This is a genomic window from Roseicyclus marinus (assembly GCF_036322625.1).
GTDB lineage: Bacteria > Pseudomonadota > Alphaproteobacteria > Rhodobacterales > Rhodobacteraceae > Roseicyclus > Roseicyclus marinus_A.
Window position 1 is genome coordinate 2369107 of the sequence record NZ_AP027266.1, and the last position, 22694, is coordinate 2391800.

The 22694-nt window shown below is 65.6% G+C and carries 23 protein-coding genes; 11 read left to right on the forward strand and 12 right to left on the reverse strand.

What is annotated here, in order from left to right; all coding sequences use genetic code 11:
• Positions 1–9: 9 nt before the first annotated feature.
• From AABA51_RS11260 to AABA51_RS11285, 6 genes are all read left to right on the forward strand, one after another.
• Positions 10–1713 carry a peptide ABC transporter substrate-binding protein gene (locus AABA51_RS11260; RefSeq protein ID WP_338271953.1) on the forward strand — a complete coding sequence of 568 codons (1704 nt, stop codon included), beginning with the start codon at positions 10–12 and terminating at the stop codon, positions 1711–1713.
• 91 nt (positions 1714–1804) lie between these two features.
• Positions 1805–2812: an ABC transporter permease gene (locus AABA51_RS11265; RefSeq protein ID WP_338271955.1), complete on the forward strand. Its 1008-nt coding sequence runs from the start codon at positions 1805–1807 to the stop codon at positions 2810–2812.
• A complete protein-coding gene (locus AABA51_RS11270) occupies positions 2805–3737 on the forward strand; it encodes an ABC transporter permease (protein ID WP_338271956.1) in 933 nt (310 codons plus the stop codon). Before AABA51_RS11265 ends, AABA51_RS11270 begins: the two co-directional genes overlap by 8 nt.
• A gap of 100 nt (positions 3738–3837) precedes the next feature.
• Positions 3838–4164: a DMT family transporter gene (locus AABA51_RS11275; protein ID WP_338271957.1), complete on the forward strand. Its 327-nt coding sequence runs from the start codon at positions 3838–3840 to the stop codon at positions 4162–4164.
• Between the two features lie 81 nt (positions 4165–4245).
• Positions 4246–4710 (forward strand): (2Fe-2S)-binding protein, encoded by a 465-nt coding sequence (locus tag AABA51_RS11280; RefSeq protein WP_338271958.1) that lies wholly within the window; start codon positions 4246–4248, stop codon positions 4708–4710.
• Positions 4711–4713: 3 nt separating this feature from the next.
• Positions 4714–6963, forward strand: a complete 2250-nt coding sequence (locus AABA51_RS11285; RefSeq protein WP_338271960.1) for a xanthine dehydrogenase family protein molybdopterin-binding subunit — start codon at positions 4714–4716, stop codon at positions 6961–6963.
• A gap of 63 nt (positions 6964–7026) precedes the next feature.
• Here AABA51_RS11285 and xseA read toward each other — a convergent pair whose 3' ends face one another.
• Positions 7027–8595 (reverse strand): exodeoxyribonuclease VII large subunit, encoded by a 1569-nt coding sequence (gene xseA / locus AABA51_RS11290; RefSeq protein WP_338271962.1) that lies wholly within the window; start codon positions 8593–8595, stop codon positions 7027–7029.
• Between the two features lie 3 nt (positions 8596–8598).
• Positions 8599–8835: a hypothetical protein gene (locus AABA51_RS11295; RefSeq protein WP_338271964.1), complete on the reverse strand. Its 237-nt coding sequence runs from the start codon at positions 8833–8835 to the stop codon at positions 8599–8601.
• 60 nt (positions 8836–8895) lie between these two features.
• Here AABA51_RS11295 and purD point away from each other — a divergent pair, with 60 nt between their 5' ends.
• Positions 8896–10158 carry a phosphoribosylamine--glycine ligase gene (gene purD / locus AABA51_RS11300; protein ID WP_338271966.1) on the forward strand — a complete coding sequence of 421 codons (1263 nt, stop codon included), beginning with the start codon at positions 8896–8898 and terminating at the stop codon, positions 10156–10158.
• Between the two features lie 54 nt (positions 10159–10212).
• Here the strand turns inward: purD and AABA51_RS11305 are convergent, their stop codons facing one another.
• The 7 genes from AABA51_RS11305 to AABA51_RS11335 form a co-directional block, all read right to left on the reverse strand.
• Entirely contained in the window at positions 10213–10899 is a 687-nt protein-coding gene (locus AABA51_RS11305) for a D-lyxose/D-mannose family sugar isomerase (protein ID WP_338271968.1), read from the reverse strand.
• Between the two features lie 114 nt (positions 10900–11013).
• Positions 11014–11283, reverse strand: a complete 270-nt coding sequence (locus AABA51_RS11310) for a glucose-6-phosphate isomerase (protein ID WP_338271969.1) — start codon at positions 11281–11283, stop codon at positions 11014–11016.
• A 119-nt stretch (positions 11284–11402) separates the two neighbouring features.
• The gene (locus AABA51_RS11315) at positions 11403–11915 is read right to left on the reverse strand and encodes a CarD family transcriptional regulator (RefSeq protein WP_277827037.1); all 513 of its coding nucleotides are present in this window, start codon (positions 11913–11915) and stop codon (positions 11403–11405) included.
• 279 nt (positions 11916–12194) lie between these two features.
• Positions 12195–12530 (reverse strand): ferredoxin FdxA, encoded by a 336-nt coding sequence (gene fdxA, locus AABA51_RS11320; protein ID WP_338271970.1) that lies wholly within the window; start codon positions 12528–12530, stop codon positions 12195–12197.
• Positions 12531–12674: 144 nt separating this feature from the next.
• The gene (locus tag AABA51_RS11325; protein WP_338276550.1) at positions 12675–13049 is read right to left on the reverse strand and encodes an RNA-binding S4 domain-containing protein; all 375 of its coding nucleotides are present in this window, start codon (positions 13047–13049) and stop codon (positions 12675–12677) included.
• The gene (locus AABA51_RS11330) at positions 13046–16039 is read right to left on the reverse strand and encodes a helicase-related protein (RefSeq protein WP_425328842.1); all 2994 of its coding nucleotides are present in this window, start codon (positions 16037–16039) and stop codon (positions 13046–13048) included. The genes AABA51_RS11325 and AABA51_RS11330 overlap by 4 nt, the downstream gene beginning before the upstream one ends.
• A 46-nt stretch (positions 16040–16085) precedes the next feature.
• Positions 16086–16643: a tetratricopeptide repeat protein gene (locus AABA51_RS11335; RefSeq protein ID WP_338271972.1), complete on the reverse strand. Its 558-nt coding sequence runs from the start codon at positions 16641–16643 to the stop codon at positions 16086–16088.
• Between the two features lie 80 nt (positions 16644–16723).
• On the opposite strand from AABA51_RS11335, the gene AABA51_RS11340 reads away from it, so the two are divergent.
• Positions 16724–17014, forward strand: coding sequence for an SCP2 sterol-binding domain-containing protein (locus AABA51_RS11340; RefSeq protein WP_338271974.1), 291 nt, complete (start codon positions 16724–16726; stop codon positions 17012–17014).
• A complete protein-coding gene (locus tag AABA51_RS11345; protein ID WP_338271975.1) occupies positions 17014–17964 on the forward strand; it encodes an alpha/beta fold hydrolase in 951 nt (316 codons plus the stop codon). The genes AABA51_RS11340 and AABA51_RS11345 overlap by 1 nt, the downstream gene beginning before the upstream one ends.
• Here AABA51_RS11345 and AABA51_RS11350 read toward each other — a convergent pair.
• Positions 17961–18644 carry an ABC transporter ATP-binding protein gene (locus AABA51_RS11350; protein ID WP_338271976.1) on the reverse strand — a complete coding sequence of 228 codons (684 nt, stop codon included), beginning with the start codon at positions 18642–18644 and terminating at the stop codon, positions 17961–17963. The genes AABA51_RS11345 and AABA51_RS11350 overlap by 4 nt on opposite strands.
• The gene (locus tag AABA51_RS11355) at positions 18637–19926 is read right to left on the reverse strand and encodes a lipoprotein-releasing ABC transporter permease subunit (protein ID WP_338271977.1); all 1290 of its coding nucleotides are present in this window, start codon (positions 19924–19926) and stop codon (positions 18637–18639) included. Before AABA51_RS11355 ends, AABA51_RS11350 begins: the two co-directional genes overlap by 8 nt.
• 138 nt (positions 19927–20064) lie before the next feature.
• Between AABA51_RS11355 and AABA51_RS11360 the strand changes: the two genes are divergently transcribed.
• Both AABA51_RS11360 and AABA51_RS11365 read left to right on the forward strand, forming a co-directional pair.
• On the forward strand, positions 20065–21201 hold the full coding sequence (locus AABA51_RS11360; RefSeq protein ID WP_338271978.1) for a beta-ketoacyl-ACP synthase III: 1137 nt from the start codon (positions 20065–20067) through the stop codon (positions 21199–21201).
• Positions 21202–21412: 211 nt separating this feature from the next.
• Positions 21413–22015, forward strand: a complete 603-nt coding sequence (locus AABA51_RS11365; protein WP_338271979.1) for a thymidine kinase — start codon at positions 21413–21415, stop codon at positions 22013–22015.
• A 40-nt stretch (positions 22016–22055) separates the two neighbouring features.
• On the opposite strand, the gene AABA51_RS11370 is transcribed toward AABA51_RS11365, so the two are convergent.
• On the reverse strand, positions 22056–22607 hold the full coding sequence (locus tag AABA51_RS11370; protein ID WP_338271980.1) for a class I SAM-dependent methyltransferase: 552 nt from the start codon (positions 22605–22607) through the stop codon (positions 22056–22058).
• Positions 22608–22694: the final 87 nt, after the last annotated feature.

Here is a 22694-nt window from a genome sequence, read left to right on the forward strand (position 1 = left end):
AGACAGAAAATGAAACGCACTTCCCTTCTGCTCGGCGCGACCGCGCTGGTGCTGGCCCCTGCGGCCGCACTGGCCGAACGCGGCTCGTCGGGCCATCTCAACATCATCTACTGGCAGGCGCCCTCGACGCTGAACCCGTATCTCTCGGGCGGCACCAAGGAAGTCGAATCCGCCTCGCTGATCCTCGAATCGCTCGCGCGCTTCGATGACACGGGCACCATGGTGCCCTGGCTCGCCGAAAGCATTCCGACCGTGGAAAATGGCGGCGTGTCCGAGGATCTGACCTCGATCACCTGGACCATCGCCGAAGGCGTGACCTGGTCGGATGGCTCGGCGCTGACGCCCGCCGACTTCATCTTCACCTGGGAATATTGCACCCATCCCGAAGGCGGCTGTGCGCAGGCCAGCTATTTCGACGGCGTGACCAGTGTCGAAGCCGTGGATGACCGCACGCTGCGCGTGAATTTCGCCAATTCCACGCCCTTCCCCTATACCGCTTTCGTGGGCTCCGAATCCCCCGTGCTTCAGGCCGCGCAATTCGCCGATTGCCTCGGCGCACGCGCCCCCGAATGCACCGAGGCCAACTTCGGCCCGATCGGCACCGGCCCCTTCGTGGTCGATGACTTCCGCCCCAACGACGTGATCGAACTGTCGGCGAACCCGAACTTCCGTTTCCCCGACCGTCCCTATTTCGCGACCGTGACCTTCAAGGGCGGCGGCGATGCGACGGCGGCGGCACGCTCCGTCTGCGAAACCGGCGAATTCGACTACGCCTGGAACCTGCAGATCGACCCGACGATCCTCTCGGGCATGGCAGCGCAGGGGAATTGCACCGTCGTGACCGCCTTCGGCACCTCGGTCGAGCGTCTGCACCTCAACCAGACCAACCCCGACCCGGCGCTGGGCGATGCCCGCTCCACCGTCGAGGGCGGTCCGCATCCGTTCCTGACCAACCCGATCATCGGCCAGGCCATGTCCATGGCCATCGACCGCGCGCTAATCGTGGAAATCGGCTACGGCGCCGGTGGCCAGCCCACCTGCAACGTGCTCCCCGCGCCCGAGCTCTATGCCTCGACCGCCAATGACGCCTGCCTCGTGCAGGACATCCCGGGCGCCATCGCGCTTCTGGATGGTGCGGGCATCGTCGACAGCGACGGCGACGGCATCCGCGAATACGAAGGCACGCCGCTCCGCGTCCTCTACCAGACCTCGACCAACGCCGTCCGTCAGGACACGCAGGCGCTGATCAAGCAGTGGTGGGCGGAAATCGGCATCGACGCGGAACTGCGCAACATCGACGCTTCGGTCTTCTTCGGCGGCGATCCGGCTTCCCCGGACACGTTCCAGAAGTTCTATGCCGATGTCGAGATGTACACCAACAACTTCGCCGGTGTGGACCCGCAGGCCTACATGGCAAGCTGGCTTTGCTCCGACATCCCCGGACCCGACAGCCAGTGGCAGGGCTCCAACATCCAGCGTTTCTGCGATCCCGCCTATGACGCGCTGGTCGCCGAAATGGCGCAGACCGCCGACCTTCAGGAACGCGGCCGCATCGCACGTGCCCAGAACGACATGATCATCCAGAGCTATTCGATCATCCCGCTGGTGCACCGTGGCGGCGTCTCGGCCCATGCCGCCTCCATCGAAGGCATCCGCATGTCCGACTGGGATTCGGAACTGTGGAACATCATGGACTGGCGTCGCGCCCAGTGATGGCCTGACCTGACACCGGCCCGCGCCGCCCCCGTGGCGCGGGCCATTTCACGACACCTGACCCGAAACCCATGACCCGAGGCGTTGGCCCATGCTGACCTACACGATCCGACGGCTGATCCTTGCGATCCCGACGCTTCTGTTCATCAGTTTCATCATCTTCCTGATCGTCAAGCTGTCACCCTCCGATCCCACGGCGGGCCTGCCCCTCACCATCCCGCCCGAGGTCCGCGAACAGATCCGCGAAAGCCTGGGCGTGAACGATCCGGTGATGGTCCAGTATGTCAAATGGCTCAAGCTCATGGTCTGGGACGAGCCGCTCCACCTGATCCAGAATGCCACCGGCTGGCAGATCGCGCCCGACGGGCCGCGCATCATCTCCTATCAGACCCGCAGCCCGGTCATGGACCTGATCGTCCAGCGCATGCCCCAGACGCTCTGGGTGGTGGGCACCTCCTATATCGTCGGCATCCTGATCGCCCTGCCCTTGGGCATCATCTCGGCCTATCGGCAATATTCCGTCTTCGACCAGGTCGGCACCTTCATCTCCATGGTGGGCTTTTCGGTCCCCACCTTCTTCACCGGCGTCCTCTTCATCGTGATCTTCGCGGTGAACCTCGGCTGGTTCCCGTCTGTCTATGACACGACCCATGTCGTCACCGATTGGGACAGTTTCGTGGTCCAGCTCAAACAGATCATCATGCCCGTGATGGTTCTGGGCCTCTACAACGCCAGCCAGATCAGCCGCTACCTGCGCGCCTCCATGCTCGACAACCTCAACCAGGATTACGTGCGCACCGCGCGCGCCAAGGGCCTGGGCGAAAAGACCGTGGTGCTGGTCCATGTGCTCAAGAACTCGATGATCCCGGTCGTCACCGTCATCGCGCTCAACGTGCCCGCCGTCTTTGGCGGCGCGATCATCACCGAACAGGTGTTCAAGGTGAACGGCATCGGTCAGCTCCTGATCATCGCGATCCAGGGCGGCGACGTGCCCGTGGTGCAGACCGTCTCCTTCATCTTCGCCGTGCTGATCGTCCTGTTCAGCCTCATCGCCGATTTGCTCTATGGCGTGCTCGACCCGAGGATCCGCTATGACTGACACCACCGGCTCCAAGCCCCAGGCGATGGAATTCGAGACCTACCGCGCCCCCCGCAACCAATGGTGGGATGTCTGGGACCAGTTCAAGACGCACAAGGGCGCGCTCTTCGGCTTGGGCTTTTTCATCTTCACGCTTCTCTTCGTCTTTCTCGGCCCGCTGATCTGGACGATCGATCCGCAATATATCGACATCCGCGCCCGCAATTCCGGCCCCAGCCTCGCCCATCCGATGGGCGCCGACCAGCTGGGCCGCGACACGATGGCCCGCATGATGGCGGGCGGCCAGACCTCCATCGCGGTCGGCCTGACAGCCATGGCGCTGGCGCTGTTTCTCGGCTCGCTGATCGGCGTGCTCGCGGGCTATTTCAAGAAACTCGACGGCCTCCTGATGCGGACGACCGACCTGTTCCTCGCCATGCCGCTCCTGCCGCTCCTTCTTGTCACCATCATGCTCTTCCGCGATCCGCTGCGCGCCAGCTTCGGGCCCGAAGGCGGCATCTTCATCCTGATCGTCGTCATGATCGGCGTGACCTCCTGGATGCAGACCGCCCGCGTCGTCCGCGCCGAGGTTCTGGCGCTCAAGGAACGCGAATTCGTGCTGGCCGCCAAGTCCATCGGCACGCCCAGCCACCGGATGATCACCCGCCACCTTCTGCCCAACGTGATGTCGCCGATCATGGTCTCGGCCACGCTCGGCATCGCGAATGCGATCATCACCGAATCTGCCCTCTCCTTCCTCGGTCTGGGCTTCCCCTCCGACTTCCCGACCTGGGGACGGCTCCTGTTCGACGCGACCGATTGGCTGACCCAGCATCCCGAACGGGTGATCTGGCCGGGCATGGCGATCTCGCTGACGGTGCTCTCTGTCAACTATATCGGCGACGGTCTGCGCGATGCGCTCGACCCGCGCATCCGGGGACGGTAAGAAACGGGTAACCTTCGGGCTTCCGAGGGGGAAAAGCGGCAAGGTTTCGTTAAGAGACACCGCCGTTTTTCAACCCTTTCTTAACGACTGAGGCCCCATCATGCCCTGGCTCTACCTCCTCCTCGCCATCGCCGGCGAAGTCGTCGGAACCACCGCGCTCAAGGCCTCGGACGGCTTCACGCGGCTTGGTCCCAGCCTTCTGGTGATCCTGGGCTACGGCATCGCCTTCTACCTTCTGGCCCAGGTTCTGCGCACCATCCCGCTCGGCATCACCTATGCGATCTGGTCCGGTGTGGGGGTGGCCGCCGTCACGCTGATCGGCTGGCTCGCCTATGGCCAAAGACTTGATATCCCTGCCATTCTCGGTATCGGCCTGATCGTGGCGGGCGTGCTTGTTCTGAACCTGTGGTCGGGCGCCACCCCGTGACGTGGCGTCGCCGGACCTTGCAGGTTGACGGATGCGCCCGCACCTCTAGCCTCTGACATAGACGCCCAAGGCGGAGGAACCATGGCCATCTCCCTGACCGTGAACGGCACCACCCACGAGGTGCAACTCCCTGATAACGTTCCACTTTTATGGGTCTTGCGGGATGAGCTGGGCCTGACCGGCACGAAATACGGCTGCGGCGTCGCCGCTTGCGGGGCCTGCACCGTCCATATCGAGGGCGAGGCCGTCCGCTCCTGCCAGGTCGCCCTAGCCGATGTCTGGGGCCCGGTCACGACGATCGAAGGGCTCGGCACACCCGATGCGCTCCACGCCCTGCAACAGGCCTGGGTCGACCACCAGGTCGCGCAATGCGGCTATTGCCAATCGGGTCAGATCCTGCAAGCCGCTGATCTTGTTGCCCGAAATCCCACACCCACCGATGCCGACATCGACGAGGCCATGGCCGGAAACCTCTGCCGCTGCGGCACCTATCCCCGCATCCGCGCCGCGATCCACGCGGCAGCCGCTACGCTCCGGGAGGGTTGAGGGATGCCGAATTGGGGCAAGATCGCGCGCCGCAGCTTCCTGATCGGATCGGCCGCCGTCGCGGGCGGCGTCGCCTTCGGCATCTGGCAATACCGCCGTGACCTGCCCAACCCGCTCGAGCCGGGCGAGGGCGAGGTGACGCTGAACCCCTGGATCATCATAGACGCCCAGGGCGTGACCCTGATCGCCGCCCGCGCCGAGATGGGGCAAGGCGTCTACACCACCCTGCCCGCATTGGTCGCCGAAGAGCTGGACGTGGCCTGGGACCAGGTTCGCGTGATCCACGGCCCGGCGGCAAAAGCCTATTATAATGCGGGGCTTATGAGCCACGCGCTGCCCTCCACCGACTATGACCGGACCGCATGGCAAGAGATGATGATCGAGGCGATGTCGATCATCCCCAAGACCATCGGCCTGCAGGTGACGGGCGGCTCGACCTCCACGCTCGATGCCCATGACAAGCTGCGCCAAGCCGGCGCGACGGCGCGCGAAACCCTCAAACAGGCCGCAGCCAGACGCCTGTCCGTGGACGTCGAGACGCTGACAACCCGCGATGGCCGCGTCATTGCGCAAGATGGCACCGAACTGACCTACCAGGAGCTGGCAGAAGCCGCCGCCGCCATCGACCCGCCGCGCCGCGTGGCGCTGCGTCCGGCCTCTGACTGGAAGTATCTCGGCCGCGCCATGCCGCGCCTCGACATGGTGGAAAAGGTCACGGGCACCGCGACCTTCGGGATCGATGTGCGCCTGCCCGGGATGCGTTTCGCCACCGTCCGGATGAACCCGCGCCTTGGCGGGCCGATGCTGTCCTTCTACGCGACCGAGGCCGAGGCGATGCCGGACGTAGACCGTGTCATCGACCTTGGCACCGGAATTGCTGTCGTCGCATCAAACACTTGGCTTGCCATGCAAGCCGCCGATGCCGTCCGGATCGACTGGGGCCCAGCCCCCTATCCCGAGACCTCCGAGGCGCTGATGGCGGTGATCCGCGCGGCACTCGATGCCCCGCCCAATTCCACGCTCCGCGATGACGGCGACGTGGACAGCGCCGCCGATATGGCCACCGACCGCGTGATCGAGGCCGACTACACCGTACCATGGCTGGCGCATGCCACGATGGAACCGATGAGTGCGGCGGCCCATTTCACCGGCGACAGGCTCGAGATCTGGACCGGTAGCCAAGCCCCCGGTTTCGCCGAACGCGCCGCCGCCGAGGCGACCGGCCTGTCCCCCGAACAGGTCACCTGCCACGTGACCTACATGGGCGGCGGCTTTGGACGACGGGGAGAATATGATTTCGTGGTGCTGGCCGCCCGCGTCGCCCAAGCCATGCAAGGCACGCCCGTTCAGGTCACATGGTCCCGCGACGAGGACATGCGCCACGATTTCTACCGCCCCGCCGCCGCGGCCCGGATGCGCGGCGTGATCCGGAACGGTTTTGCCCATGCGCTTGATGGTCGTGTCGCGGCGCCCTCTGTCACGCGGCAATCCATGGCCCGCCTGACCGGAAATGCACCGCCCGGCCCCGACAAGGGCCATGTGGAGGGGATGTTCAACCAGCCCTATGCCATCCCGAATTACCGCGTGTCAGGGCATCTGGCGGAGCTGTCGGTGCCCATCGGCTTCTGGCGGTCGGTCGGCAATTCCTTCAACGGCTTCTTCATGGAAAGCTTCATGGACGAAATGGCCATCGCCGCAGGGCGCGATCCGCTGGCCTTTCGCCTTGATCTGGCCGAACGCGAACATGGGCCGAGTGCTGCCGTCTTGCGCGCCGTGGCCGAGATGTCGGCCTGGACCGCCCCCCGCCCCGAGGGCACGGGAAAGGGTGTGGCGATGACCCATTCCTTTCACACGCCCGTCGCCGTGGTGGTCGAGGTTGCTGACAGGGATGGCGATATCGCGCTGACGCGGGCCTGGATCGCCTGCGACGTGGGCAGGGCGCTCGATCCCGCGATCATCGAGGCGCAGATGGTGGGCGGCCTCGTCTATGGCCTGTCGGCTGCGATCATGGAGGAGATCTCCTTTGCCGGCGGCGAAGTCGAGCAGTGGAATTACACCGATTACGACGCGCTCAGGATCAGCCAGATGCCGGAGGTTTCGGTCCGCATCCTCGAGACCACGGGCCATGTCGGCGGTGTCGGGGAACCCGCCACACCGCCCGCAGCCCCTGCCCTTGCCAATGCGATCTACGATCTGCGGGGCGAGCGGATCCGCGATCTGCCGCTGAACCGCCGGGTCCGGTTCGTGGCGTGAGGGTTGGGGGCTCTGCCCCCGGCCTGCGGCCTCCCCCGGGATATTTTTGAAACAGAGAAGCGGTCAGAAAAGGCTGCCTTGTCCCGGTTTGTTTGGGGGTGGACGTTTGGGGACAGGTTTGGGTGTAGCACCGAGCGGGGTGACGGCAAGTTTGCCATCCGCGAATTCGATCTCGAGCGCGGGTTCGGTTTCTGCGCCCGATTTGCGGGTGACAAGCGCCTCGCCCGCGCGCACGACCGCGTAGCCGCGCGCAAGTGTCGCCGTGTAGCCAAGCGTCTGGTGCAGCCGGTCAAGGGCGGCCAGACGCTCGCGTCTCTGGGCGAGGCCGGTTTCCGCAATGCGGGCAAAGCGCGCCGAAAGGTCATCGAGCCGCACCCGCGCCTCGGCCAGGCGACGGGCGTGGCGCGCCGGGTCGAGGCGGCGGTCCAGCGCCGCCAGATCGCGGCGGCCCTGCCGGATCAGGCCCTGAAGCGTGGCGGGGCTGAGCCGGGCCGCCGTCTGCCCCAGCACCAGCCGTTTGCGCGCCACGGCCCGGTCAAGCGCCGGGGCCAGCCGCGCGCCGCCCGTGTCGAGCCGCCCCCGTGCCAATGTCGCGCGGTGGCGCAGCGCAGGCGCAAGGCCCGCCGCCGCCAGATCGAGCCTTTGGCGGGCGGCATCGAGCAGGCTGTCGGGACGCGGCAGCGCGCGCGACAGGTCGGTCAACCGCTGACCCCGGCGCTGCAGCGCCTGTGCCATGCCACGGGTCAGGATACCGTCTTGCTGGCGCAGCCAACCCATCAGGTCCATCCGCACCGGCACGGCGCGTTCGGCTGCTGCCGTGGGCGTGGGCGCACGCCAATCGGCGGCGAAATCGATCAGGGTCGTGTCCGTCTCGTGGCCCACAGCGGAAATCAGCGGGATCGCGCTTTCGGCGGCGGCGCGCACCACGATTTCCTCGTTGAACCCCCAGAGATCCTCGAGACTGCCACCGCCACGCGCGACGATCAGAAGATCGGGACGCGGGATCGGGCCGCCCTGGGGCAGCGCGTTGAAACCCCGGATTGCGCGGGCGACCTCGGGCGCGCAATTGGTGCCCTGCACCGCCACGGGCCAGATCAGGACGGAACGCGGAAACCGGTCGCGCAGCCGGTGCAGGATGTCGCGGATCACCGCGCCCGAGGGCGAGGTGACGACGCCGATCACCTCGGGCAGGAAGGGAAGCGGCTGTTTGCGCGCCTCGTCGAAAAGCCCTTCGGCAGCCAGCATGGCGCGACGCTTTTCCAGCATCGCCATCAGCGCGCCGGCCCCCGCCGGGCGCAAATCCTCGATCACGAGCTGGTATTTCGATTGCCCGGGAAAGGTGGTGAGACGACCGGTGGCGATGACCTCCATCCCCTCTTCGGGGGGATGGGCGAGGCGGGCGGCGGTGCCCTTCCAGATCACGGAGGCCAGGACGCTGCGATCATCCTTGAGGTCGAGATAGACATGGCCCGAACGCGGCAGGGACAGCCGCCCGATCTCGCCCCGCACACGGACATGGGAAAAGCCGCTTTCGATGGCGCGTTTCACGGCGCCCGAGATTTCCGAGACGGTGAATTCCGGCGCATTGCCGGAATTCGGGTCCGGTGTGCCCTCCTCGATCAGGTCATCCATGCTTCAACGATCCCCGTCCTTGCGGCTTTCGCGCCAAAGATCCCATCCGGCGGCCAGCACGATGACCCCCAGCACGAGATAGACGAGAGGGGGCGCATCGACGCGGCCCATGGCCGCCAGCCCCGCAAGACCGGCTGCGCACAGGAGCGCGATGGCGAAAAGGGCTGCGGATATCTTGACCGATCCGCGCTCGGACCGGGCAAAGCGCGCGCCCTGCGACCGGAAATCCGCCTGTGCCATGTTGTGCCCGCCCTTGTGCGTTTGTAATGCAGCGCAAGACTAGCAAGGGGGATTGCAAAGGTGAACATCCTGATACTGGGCAGCGGCGGGCGCGAACATGCGCTGGCCTGGGCCGTGTTGCAAAACCCCAAATGCGACAGGCTGATCGTGGCGCCGGGCAATGCCGGGATCGCGATGATCGCCGATTGCGCCGATCTCGACGTGACCGACCCCGAGGCGGTGGTGGGTTTCGCGGTCGAGGAATCCATCGATTTCGTGATCATCGGGCCCGAGGCCCCCTTGGCCGCGGGCGTGGCCGATGCACTGGATGCGGCCGGCATCCTTGCCTTCGGGCCATCGGCGGCGGCGGCGCGGCTCGAGGCGTCGAAATCCTTTACCAAGGAAATCTGCGATGCCTGTGCGGCCCCGACAGCGGGCTGGGCGCGCTTTGCCGATGCGGCGGCCGCGCGCGATTACGTCAGCGCACAGGGCGCCCCCATCGTGGTCAAGGCCGACGGGCTGGCCGCCGGCAAGGGCGTGGTCGTGGCCGAAACGGTCGAAGAGGCCCATGCCGCCATCGACGACATGTTCGGCGGTGCCTTTGGCGCGGCCGGCGCCGAGGTGGTGATCGAGGAATTCATGACGGGCGAGGAAGCGTCTTTCTTTGTCCTGTCGGATGGCGAAAACGTCCTGCCCATCGGCACGGCGCAAGATCACAAGCGCATCGGCGAAGGCGATACCGGCCCCAATACCGGCGGGATGGGGGCCTATTCGCCCGCGCCCGTCCTGACCGATGCCGTGGCAGAGGCGGCGCTGGAGCGTATCGTGAAACCCACCGTGGCCGAGATGGCCCGGCGCGGCACGCCGTTCCGGGGCGTGCTCTATGCAGGGTTGATGATCGAGGGCGGCGAACCCCGGCTGGTCGAATACAATGTCCGTTTCGGTGACCCGGAATGCCAGGCGCTGATGATGCGGCTTGGCGGACAGGCGCTGGATCTCATGCTGGCCTGTGCCGAGGGACGCCTGGCCGGGATGGAGGTGAGCTGGGCACAAGATCACGCCATGACAATCGTGATGGCGGCCAAGGGCTATCCAGGCAGCTATGCCAAGGGCAGCGTGATCGGCGGGCTGGACGCCCCGCCCGAAGATTCGCATCACATGGTGTTTCATGCGGGCACTGCGCGGGCGGATGGCACGTGGCGCGCGAACGGGGGGCGGGTGTTGAACGTCACGGCGCGCGGCGCGACGCTGCAAGAAGCGCGCGACCGCGCCTACGCGATGGTCGAAGGGATCGATTGGCCCGAGGGCGTGTTCCGGCGGGATATCGGCTGGCGAGCCTTGTGAGGACAGCGTTTTGGTGCGCCTGAAGGCGCACCCTACGCAAACCCTCGCGCCAGATCACCCCAACCAGCGCCCGTAATCCGACACCAGGAGATGGTTGGGCGCGACATCTTCCTCGATCGCGGCGAAACGGCCGATGGGCTCGCGGAACCAATTGTCGGTCTCGTCGTCATTGACGGTCGAAACCTCACCGATCAGCACATCGCCGCCCTCGCCCCAGAAGGCATGCCAATCGCCGGGCATCAGCGTCACGCTTTCGCCCGGGGCCAGCATCAGCACCTCGCCCGGCGCATAATCGTGGGCGATCCCGTCGCACATCACCTGCCCGCCCTTCGTGCCGTCGAAGGCACCGTCGGGGGCGGACCCGTAAAGCTCGATGGCAAGCGTCGCACCGCCCCGGTTGATGATATCCTCGGCCTTGAGATAGTGCCGATGCATGGGCGAAAGCTGATCCTGCTTTGAAATCAGGAGCTTTTCGGCATAGCACATGCCCCCGCCCCGTTGCAGGTCGGCCAGTCGCCCGTTGCGAAGGGTGAACAGAAACAGGCCCATCTCGTCGTAGCGGCCCTGCCCGTAATCCGTGATGTCCCAGCCCATGCGCCCGTCGATCACTGCGCGGGCGCGGGGGGCATTGGCGCGCATCTCGTCGGGCGTCCAATAGGCAAAAGGCGGCAGGACGAAACCGAAAGACCGGATGAAGTCATCCGCCTCGGCCATGATGTCGTTGATCCGGGATCTTTTCATCGCGCGCCCTCCTGCCGCTGTCTCGGCGCAGTTGCGCCCAAAGCGGCTATCTCTTCAAGGGGCGAGCGCGTGGTGCGTGCGGGCCGGACCGCGATCCGACCCGCACGACGTGTATCAGCAGCGGGCCACGTAATAGCCGCCGCGACCATCGGCATAGGCGCATTCGCGCGTCGCCTGGTTCTGGGCCACGACCGCACCGGCAGCCGCACCCCCAAGGACTGCGACAGCGGTCCATTCGGGGTTGGCATCAACGAGTTCGGACAAGGCGAAACCGCCCGCCGCACCAAAGGCCGCGCCGAGCGCGGTCTGGCCCTGGGGGGTGGGTTGGCATGCCGCAAGGGCAAGTGCTGCGGCAAGCAAGGTTGCGGACAACTGGATTTTCATGACGTTTCCTCAGGCTACGGCCGAAGGGCCGGACAGGGTTCAGGTCCCGCCTGCCAGTATAACAGAAAGGCCGCCGCACCAAAGGTGCGACGGCCCAAAGCCAAGGAATTCCGGCGGTTTTACGCCGCGCGGGCGGTCAGGACGGCATCGACCTGCTTTTGCGCGCCGGCCTCGTCCATGCCCTTGACGGCGGCCAGTTCACGCGTCAGCCGCTCCAGCGCGGCTTCGTAAAGCTGACGCTCGGAATAGGATTGTTCGCGCTGATCGTCGCCGCGGTGCAGGTCGCGCACCACCTCGGCGATGGAGATCAGGTCGCCGGAATTGATCTTCTGTTCATATTCCTGCGCACGGCGCGACCACATGGCGCGCTTCACGCGGGCCTTGCCCTTGAGCGTATCCATCGCCTTGGACACGACATCGGGCGAAGACAGCGACCGCATGCCGACCTCGACCGCCTTGGCGGTGGGGACGCGCAGGGTCATCTTGTCCTTCTCAAAAGAAACCACGAACAGTTCGAGCTTGAGGCCAGCGATCTCCTGCTCTTCGATCGACATGATCTTGCCGACGCCGTGAGCGGGATACACGACATAATCGTTGGGGCTGAACTCTTGCGACTTCCGGGTCTTCGTCATTCGTGGTTCCTTTCCATTTCCCGGCCCTCACGCGACAAAAACACCCCCGGAAAACCGGGGTTTTCCGTAAGCGTTCCTGTGTGTCGATGAAAACCGGGCAGGCTGGCAGACCTGCGTGTGCGTTACGGACAGACGTTATGAGGAGTGATATAGCACGATTGGAGGCCGATTTCCAGATTCTGCCACGGACCAAGGTGAATCCCTGCATTTACAGGGAATTTCCGTGGCTCCGATCCAAAATCAGGGCCAGTCTGCGCGCGGTCAGCCGCGAATCGGGGTTCAGCCGCCCTCGCCCGGCGCTTCCGAGAAGAGGTCCATCTTGCCCGGTTTGCCGTCCATCTCCTCGGCCTCGGGAAGCGGGTCCTTGCGGGTGATGATCACGGGCCAGGCTTCGGAATACTTGCGGTTGAATTCCACCCATTTCTCCATGTCCGGCTCGGTGTCCGGGCGGATCGCATCGGCAGGGCATTCCGGCTCGCAGACGCCGCAATCGATGCATTCATCGGGGTGGATCACCAGCATGTTCTCGCCCTCGTAGAAACAATCCACGGGGCAGACCTCCACGCAATCGGTGTATTTGCAGGCGATGCAATTTTCCGTCACGACATAGGTCATCGGTCATCCTCGTCTGGTCGTTCGTTCCGTCTGCTACGCCACGCTCCAAGCCATTGCAAGACCGGGCGGATAGGCCGCATTCATCAGCGGACTGTAAACCCAGGTTGACAGTTTGCAAGGGCTTTTGCTGCGGCATTCCGGGCATCAGGCGTCAGGGCCCTCGCCGTCCCGCAGGGCATCGAGCGCACGACGGTCCCGTTTGGTCGGACGGGGACCGCTGCGTTCGACCGGGGCCGCGTCTTCTGCAGGGGGTGTCAGATCCTCGTAGAGCGTCTGCGCCTCGGGGGCCGGCCCGCGACGGATGCCCAAGGCCGTGATCCTGACGACGCGGACGCGGTCGCCCTGGGCAAAGGTCAGAACATCCCCCGGCCCGACCGCAGTCGCGGGCTTGGACACCTTGGTCGCATTCACCCTCACCTGCCCCTCGGCAACCAGCCGGGTTGCAAGGCTCCGGGTCTTGAAGAACCGCGCCTGCCACAGCCATTTGTCCAGCCGTCCGGTGGGGCGCAGGTCCGTCAGGTCTTGTCCCTCAATCCGGCCAGCGCCTGCGCAAAGGGATTGTCGGGATCGATCCGATCCTTCTTGCGCTCGGGCTTGGCGGAAAAGACCTTGGGCCCGTCATCCTCGCGCTGGGGCTTGCCGCCCTTGCCGCGCGGGGGCTTGCCGCCCTTTCCACGGGGTTTGCCACCCTCGCCACGGGGCTGGCCGCCGCCGGACCTTTGGCCCTGCCCCTGTTCGCGCGCCTCGCGTCCGCCCTCGCCCCGGCGCGGACCCCTCGGCCCGCCGCCCTGACGCCGCGGGGCCCAGGTGAAGGTGTAGAAAACCTCCATCTCGGCGGGTGCTGCGGCCTCCTCGGGCCGGCTTTCGGGGGGGGCTTCGGCGGGGGCATCGCCGGGCACCTCGTCGGGTGCCGTCGGCGGGGTTTCTGCCGGAGTATCGGCGGGCACCTCTGGCGGGGTATCGGCGGGCACCTCTGGCGGGGCCTGTTCGGGCATCGGATCGGGGGTATCCGCCCCCTCCAGCCCGGTCGGCACCTCGGCCCCCAGAACGCTCTCGTCCATCGTTTCGGGCGCATCGGTCGCGGCCGGTTCGGGTGCGGGCACAGGTGCAGGCACGGGTTTGACCTTGGCCCGTTCGCCGCGTTCGGCGCGATAGCCCAAGCCGCCCATCAGATCGGCGAATTGTTCCAGCGTCAGGCCGCTGATCGACAGCATGTCGGGGGTCGCCTCGAACCCTGCGCGCGTGTCGCGGGTGCGCAGCATGTCGGCCAGCCGTTCCAGCATGTCGATGCGGATCGCGCGGGCGCCGGCCGGGCGATAGCCCGACATCGCGTAATAGCCCTTGGGCTGCTGACCATCGTTGGGGATCGTCACCAGGCCGGGCGGCGGGCTTTCGGGAAAGACGTCAAGCCCGGCCCACAACCCCCACAGCACCAACCGCAGCCGGGTCGGCGCAGGCTTGAGCAGGAGCGGTTGAAAGATGGTGAACTGGCCGAACCGCACGCCATGTTTGCGCAACATGCCGCGGGCATCCTGATCGAGCGCCTTGATGTCATCGGCGATCTCGGCGCGGGGAACGATGCCGAACCCCTCGCGCAGGCGGAAAGCGACCCCGCGCGCCAGACCCGTCACCGCCTCGTCGCGCGACAGCGCCAGAAGCGGTTCGAACTGGGCCGCGATGCGGCGGTCGATGAAATGCTGCAAGCGGCGCTGGACCTTGGTCACGACCTCGGGCCCGGCCTCGTCATCGACAAAAGCTTCGGCGGTGGGTTTGAGGGGATCGTCGCCCTTGACCAATTTGCCGATGGCCTGATCGCCCCACATCAGCCCGCCCTGTTCGGTCACGTCGAATTCGGTGTCGGGCGTGTTGTAGAAACGGTCGGCACGCAGGTGGAACTCGGGCCGGAGCGCCGCCATCGCGGCCTGGCGCAGGGTTTTTGCCTCGTCGGGGCTGGCGGTCTGGTCCTGGCGGAAACGGAACCCTTCGATCCGGCCCAGAACCTGGCCCTCGACCGTCACTTCACCCTTGTCGTTCACATCGGCCACCAGGCTCTCCTTCTGTTTCAACCGGCGGAGCAGCACGCTCGTCCGCCGGTCGACAAATCGCTGCGTCAGCGCACCATGGAGCGCATCGGACAGGCGGTCTTCTACGGCACGCGTGGCCCCGCGCCAATGGGCAACATCGTCCACCCATCCGTCGCGTTGCGCCACGTAGGTCCATGTGCGGATGAAGGCGAGCCGCTTGGACAGCGTGTCGATGTCGCCCTCGGTCCGGTCGATCCGCTTGACCTGCCGCGCCAGCCAATCGTCCGGCACCCGCCCCAGATCGTGCAGGAAATCAAAGATACGCCCCAGGAGTTCGGCATGTTCCGTGTGGCTGATGCCCCGGAAATCGGGAATGCGGCAGACATCCCACAAGAGCCGCACATCGCGGGCATCGTTGATCCGCGCCCGGACCTCTTCGCGGTCCGAGATCGCCTTGAGCGCCATCAGATCGTCGGCTTCGCGCGCGCGAGAGAGCCAATCGTCTTCCACCGGTTGTTCGAGCGAGGCGACAAGCCGGGCGACCGACCCGAATTCGAGATCGGAGTTGCGCCAGAACAATTTGCGGATCGGGGCAAAGCGATGTTCCTGGATCGCAAGCGCCAGATCATCGTCCAGGGGCGGCGCCTCGCCCGTCACGCCGAATGTGCCGTCTTGCGTGTAGCGCCCGGCCCGCCCCGCGATCTGGGCCAGTTCGTTGGGCATCAATTCGCGCATCCGCCGCCCGTCGAACTTGCGCAGGCCGGAAAAGGCGACATGCCGGATATCGAGGTTCAGACCCATCCCGATGGCATCGGTGGCCACCAGGACATCCACGTCGCCATTTTGGTAAAGCTCGACCTGCGCATTGCGCGTGCGGGGCGACAACGCCCCCATGACCACCGCGGCGCCACCTTTCTGGCGGCGCAAAAGCTCGGCCGTGGCATAAAGATTTTCAACCGAAAACCCCACGATTGCACTACGGGGCGGCATTCGGCTTATCTTTTTCGAACCTGTATACACAAGCTGTGAATAACGTTCCCGGCTCAGGAACTGCGCGCGCGGAACCAGCGCGGCAATCGCCCCCCGCATGGTCGCGGCCCCCAGGAACAAGGTCTCGTGATAGCCGCGCGCATGCAGCAGCCGGTCGGTGAACACATGCCCGCGCTCGGGATCGGCGCAGAGCTGGATCTCGTCGATGGCGACGAAATCCGCGCCAAGACCCACGGGCATCGCCTCGACCGTGCAGACCCAATACTGCGTGCGCTCGGGGACGATGCGCTCCTCGCCCGTGACCAGCGCCACGACCGAAGGACCGCGCAGCGCCACGATCCGGTCATAGACCTCCCGCGCCAAAAGCCGCAAAGGCAGCCCGATGATGCCCGTGCGATGGGCCAGCATCCGTTCGATGGCGTAATGGGTCTTGCCGGTGTTGGTCGGCCCCAGCACCGCCGCGATGCGGCCCCTGTCTGTCGTGCTGCCGTCCATCATCTGGCTGACTTTCCTCACGCCCCCGACGGCGGGCAGGGCGGGTTCAGAGGGCCTGCCCCTCAAGCGCGCGTTCGACCCGGTTTACCGCGTCGTTTATTTCTTCGCGGTGCGGATGTATAGCCTGCGCCGCCCGAAAGGCGGCTAGCGCCTCTTCCAGCAGGTCCATTTCCTCGAGCATGTAGCCCAGCCCCGTCAGCGCCCCGAAATGGCGCGGCTCCAGCGCAAGGACGCGCTGGATGTCGGCGATGGCAGGGCCGTAGCGATTCGCCTCGAAGAACATCGTGGCGCGCGCATTCCAGCCTTCGGCAAACTCGGGCGCATGATCGGTGAGCGCGGTCAGGTGGTCATAGGCGGCCGCAAGATCACCCGCTTCGAGCGCCGCGCGCCCCCGGCCCAGCAGGTAATCCGCCGAAGCCGATCCGGATCGCGACCAGAGCAGGATGATTTCTTCCTCCACCACCGGCCAGTTGCGCAAATCGGGCTGCGCGAGCCGATCCAGCAGATCGTCCGACCGTGGCCTGTCCTGTGCCAGACCCGCAAGCGGTGCCGCGCACAGAAGTGCCGCAAGGGCAATGTTGTGGAACATGCGCATCCTTTTCATGATGCGAAAGCTAGCATGTTCGCGCGGGGCTTCCATATCAAACCCGTGCGACCGACATGATCAGGGAAAGGGACGCGGAAATGAGTGTGATCGACGAGGCGGTAAAGGCATTGGCCGCGAAACTGGGCGATGGTTTCGACGGATCGGCCAAATTCGTGATCGAAGGCGAAGGCGCCGTGATCGTGGATGGCGCGGGCGTGCGCGCGGCGAGCGAGGCCGACGAGGCGGACGTGACCATGACCGCCAGCACCGACACGTTCCAGAGCATCCTTGGCGGCAGCCTCAACCCCACCATGGCCTTCATGTCGGGCAAGCTGAAGCTCGACGGCGACATGGGCACGGCCATGAAACTGGGCTCGGCCCTGTCCTGATGGCTTCGGGCGCTGCACCCGGCGGGCTGACCCCTGCCCCTTTCTTCGACGATGTCGCGGAAGGGCCGGGGGGCGTTTTTGCCTGGTGGGTGCATAGCGCCGATGGCACGCGGCTCAGGCTTGCGGTCTGGCCCGAAGGACCCAAGGGCACCGTCCTGATGATGCCGGGTCGCACCGAATACTGCGAGAAATACGGGCGCGTCGCGGCCGATCTGGCGGCGGCGGGCTACGGGATGGTGTCCTTCGACTGGCGCGGTCAGGGGCTGGCCGACCGGCCCCGACATCGCCGCGACATGGGTCATGTGACAAGCTTCGATGAATACCGGCAGGATGTCGCGGCCTTTCGCGATGCCATCGCCGCCTTGAACCTGACAGGCCCCTTGTTCCTCATCGGTCATTCCATGGGCGGGGCCATCGGGCTCAGGGCGCTGCATGACGGGCTGCCCGTCAAGGCTGCGGTTTTCACCGCGCCGATGTGGGGCATCCAGATGAAACCCCACCTGAAGGTGCTGCGCGGACTGGTCCTGAACCTGTCGGGCGCCTTGGGGATCGAGCGGAGCTTTGCGCCGACCACGGGGCCCTATCGGCCCATGCCCTTCGACGACAACCCGCTGACCACGGATCGCGGGCAATTCGACTACATGTCCCGCCAGACCGAGACGCATCCCGACCTGACGCTGGGGGGGCCGTCGATCCTGTGGCTCAAGGCGGCCCTGGCCGAATGCGCCACGCTGATGGCAATGCCCGCACCCGCCCTGCCCTGCGCCACGATCGTGGGCAGCCGCGAAAAGATCGTCGAACCCGACAAGATGGAACGCCGGATGCAGACATGGCCCGGCGGGCGTTTCGTTCTGATCCCCGGCGCCGAGCACGAGGTGCTGATGGAGGCGCCCGCGATCCGCGCGCGGACGCTGGCCACGATCCTCGAAACCTTCGACGCCGCCGCCTAGGCCGGCACCAGCACCCCGCCCGACAGTTTCAACCGCCGGTCCATCCGTGCCGCAAGCCCCGGATTATGCGTGGCGATCAGCGCCGCCATCCCGGTTTCGCGCACCAATCCCATCAACGTGTCGAACACCGTATCCGATGTCTCGGGGTCCAGGTTGCCGGTCGGTTCATCGGCCAGCAACAGGCGCGGTGCGTTGGACAGCGCCCGGCAAAAGGCGACGCGCTGCTGTTCGCCGCCCGACAGCGTGCCGGGGCGATGCTCCAGCCGGTGATCCAGCCCGACCCGGCCCAGAAGGTCCCGCGCCCGCGCCTCGGCGGGGTCCTGCGCGATGCCATGGGCCAGTTGCGGCAGCACGATATTCTCGACCGCGCTGAATTCCGGCAGCAGGTGGTGGAACTGGTAGACGAAGCCCACAAGGCCGCGCCGCGCCTCGGTCCGGGCGCGGTCGCTGGCGCGCGACAGGTCTTGCCCGCCGATCATCACGCGGCCCGCATCGGGCGTATCCAGAAGCCCCGCGATATGCAGCAGCGTCGATTTCCCCGCGCCCGAGGGGGCGACCAGCGCCACGACCTCACCCGGCGCGATATCGACGCTTGCGCCGCGCAGCACCCGCACCTCGTTGGGGCGGCCGAGGTTGTAGCCCTTCTCGATGCCCTCCAGTCGCAACACGGGCTCATTCATGGCGCAACGCCTCGACCGGGTTCATCCGCGCCGCGCGGCGGGCGGGAAAGATCGTGACGACAAAGGACAGCCCCAGCGACAGCGCCATGGCCGAGGCCACATCGCCCCATTCAAGCCGTGCGGGCAGGCTGGAAATCAGGCGCACCGACGGGTCCCAGACCCCGCCCCCGGCCACCCAGTTCACGGCATCGAAAATCGGGTCGATCCATATGGCGAAGGCACATCCAAGCGCCACGCCCGCCAGGGTTCCCGCTACCCCGATGGTCGATCCGCACAGGAAGAAAACACGCAGCACCGAAGCCTCGGACAGGCCCATGGTGCGCAGGATGCCGATGTCGCGCGACTTGTTCTTCACCAGCATGATCAGGCCCGACACGATGTTCAGCGTCGCGATCAGCACAAGGATCGAAAGGATGATGAACATGATGTTGTCCTCCATCTGCAAGGCTTGCAGGAAGGCCCCGGAACTGTCGCGCCATGTCCAGATCGACACGTCGCCCGCTGCTTGCAAGATGGGCAGGATCATGGCGTTCACGTTCTCGGGATCGTCGAGATAGACCTCGATCTCGTCGGCCACGCCGTCGCGGTTGAAATAACTCTGCGCCTCGGCAAAGGGCAGGTAGACGCGCACGCGGTCGATGTCCCAGCGCCCGACCTGAAAGATGTAGACCACCTCGTAGGCCGACACGCGCGGGCTTGTGCCAAAGGGCGTGCGCGCGCCATCGGGCGAGATCAGGCGGATACGGTCGCCCAGTTGCAGGCCCAGTTCGCGCGCCACGCCGATGCCGATGGCGACCCCGTCGCCCTGCCCGAACCGCGACAGATCGCCAAAGGATTGTTCGGGTCGCGCGACCAGCGGCACGGTGGCGAGATCCGCCGCCTCGATCCCCGTCACCTCGACGCCGGCGTTGCGCCCCTCGTGCGCGGCCAGAACCTGACCCCGGATCACGGCGGCGGCATGGCTGACGCCCGGCACGGCGGCGACAGCGGCGGCGGCCTCGGCATAGTCCTCGAACACGCGGTTCTGACGGCCATCGGCGTCGATTTCCACCTGGTCATAGAGGCTGACATGCGGGTTGGCGCCCAGGATCGTGCCGACGAATTCGTAGCGAAATCCGGTCCTTACGGCGAGCGTGGCGATCAGCGCGGCCACGGCCAGCATGATGCCCAGAAAGCTGATCACCGTCATGGTGCTGACCCCGCCTTCGGCCCTGCGCGCGCGCAGGTAGCGCCAGGCGATCATGCGTTCGAACCGGGAAAAGGGCGGCGGGGATTGGGGCAAGAACGGGTCCTTTCGATTGCCGCGCACCCTGCCCGGTTTCGTCGTCCTGTCAAGCGCGGGCCCAAACTGCCGCTGCGGCGCATCTTGACCCCGGCGAGCTTCCGCGCGCTTGTGAGACAGGGAATGGAGAGAGACAGGATGCACCAGCCAGCCATCACCGGCACCGGCGTCTTCACGCCGCCCGAGATCATCACGAACGAGGAATTGGTCGCGGCCTTCAATGCGCATGTCGACCTGTGGAATGCCGAGAATGCGGCGGCCATCGCCGCCGGAGAGGTCGAGGCCAAAGCCTATTCCTCGTCCGAGTTCATCGTCGCGGCCTCGGGCATCGAGCGGCGGCATGTGCTTGATAAATCGGGCATTCTGGACCCGAAGGTCATGCATCCGTGGCTGCGGGAGCGCGCCGACGAGGAGCCGGGTGTCATGGCCGAGATGGGGTTTGCCGCAGCGCGCGCGGCGCTGGAAATGGCGGGCGTCGCTGCGGCAGAGGTCGATCTGGTCATTTGCGCTTCCTCCAACCACGAGCGCGCCTATCCGGCGATTGCCGTGGAAATTCAACAACTTCTGGGCGCGGGCGGCTTTGCCTTCGACATGAATGTCGCCTGTTCCTCGGCGACATTCGGCATCCAGGCGGCGGCGGACATGATCCGGTCGGGGTCCGCGCGCAAAGCCTTGGTGATCTCGCCCGAGATCTGTTCGGCGCATCTGGAATGGCGCGACCGGGATTGCCATTTCATCTTCGGCGATGTGGCGACCGCCGTTCTGATCGAGCGCGAGGGGGAGGCGAAAGGCCCCCGCTTCGTCATCCGCTCGACCCGGTGTGCCACGGAATTTTCCAACAATATCAGGAACAACAACGGGTTTCTGCGGCGCACCCGCAAGGGTCACATGCAAGACCGGCGCGACATGCAATTCATGCAGAACGGGCGCAAGGTCTTCAAGGAAGTGCTGCCGATGGTCTCGGCGCATATCGCGGCGCACATGGCAGAGGACGGGGTGCAAGCCGTTGATCTGAAACGGCTTTGGCTGCACCAGGCGAACAAGACCATGAATGATTACATCGGCAGGAAGGTGCTGGGCCGCGATCCGGAGCCGGGCGAGCAGCCCAATATCTTGCAAGATTACGCCAATACCTCCTCCGCCGGGTCGATCATCGCCTTTGCCCTGCATTCCGGCGATCTGGCCGAGGGTGACATGGGGCTGATCTGTTCCTTTGGCGCCGGGTATTCGGTGGGATCGGTGATCGTGGAACGGCGCGGGGGAAGGTGCGCCTGAAGGCGCACCCTACGGGTTAAGGAAAGGTCAAGATCGAGGGGAATTTCTTGCCGAAGGGTTAAGATCCGGGGCCGAGTGTTGAGGGATCGTGACCATGGCGCGGGGACGGTCACGATCCGTCAAGGATTGGGCCGACGACCGGGGCGGAAAACCCGGCTGAGCGCGACAGGTGATCTTGTCGGGGGATGGGTTCCGGGGCAGAAGGCTGCCCATGGCAAAGCTCTACTTCCATTACTCGACGATGAATGCGGGGAAATCGACCCTGCTGTTGCAGGCCTCCTACAATTACATCGAACGGGGCATGCAGACCTATCTGATGACCGCGAATTTCGATGACCGCGCGGGGACGGGAAAGATCGGCAGCCGGATCGGCATTTCGGCAAAGGCCGATACCTATGCCACGACGAGCGACCTGTTTGCGATGATCGCGGCGCGGTTGGAGCAAGGGCCCTGCGCCTGCGTGCTGATCGACGAGGCGCAATGGCTGACGCGGGAGCAGGTCTGGCAATTGGCGCGCGCGGTCGATGATCTGGGCGTGCCGGTCATGTGCTACGGTCTGCGCGTCGATTTCCGGGGCGAGTTGTTCCCGGGATCGGCGGCGCTTCTGGCGCTGGCCGACGAGATGCGGGAGGTGCGCACGATCTGTCATTGCGGGCGCAAGGCCACGATGGTGATCCGCGTGGACGAGACGGGCCGCGCGCTGACCGAAGGGGCGCAGATCGAGGTGGGCGGAAATGACCGCTACGTGAGCCTGTGCCGGGTGCATTTCCGCGAGGCGACGGGGGATCGGCCGGAGACGAAATCCGGGGAATGACGATGCGGATCACGCCGGTTCGCGTGGAGGCCGCATCCGGTCACGACGGTTTTCTGAAATAGACCGTCGAGAAAAACGCGCGCAGGTTCGTTCCATCGGGCGCCCGGGAGGCGACATAATTCGGGCCGTAGGAATTGCCCGGCAGCGCCTCGTAATCCGTCAGCACGTTCAGCGGCGAGTAGGTGTAGTTGTAGCAGATCAACAATCCGCCCGGCTTCAGGCAACGGTCGATCGATTTGCAGGCTTCGACGAAAATCCCGTAATCCAGAATGCCGTAGCTTTTTTCGGGCCAACTGCACAGCACGGACATCGCGGTCACGAGGTCATACTGCCCCGCGAGGTCGGATGGCGGAAAGAAGCGTCGGTGCGGATAGGTTTCGATGGCCATGGCACGGACCTCGTCATTGATCTCGACGCCCTCGATCACGGCATCGGGCCAGACACCTGACAAGGTTTCGGTTTCGACCCCTGTCGAGCAGCCAAAGGACAGGATGCGCGCGGGCGCCGAGGCATAGTTCGCCTTGGCGTCGATGAAAATCGGCAGGTATCGTCCGTGTTGGGTTGCCGTCGATGTTTGAACTCTGATTTCCACGACGGCACGATCCCACTCTTACGCGGGATCAGATACCATGCATTCAGGGAGCTTTCCAGCACGTCTGCGGCGCCTGTCTCGGGCGCC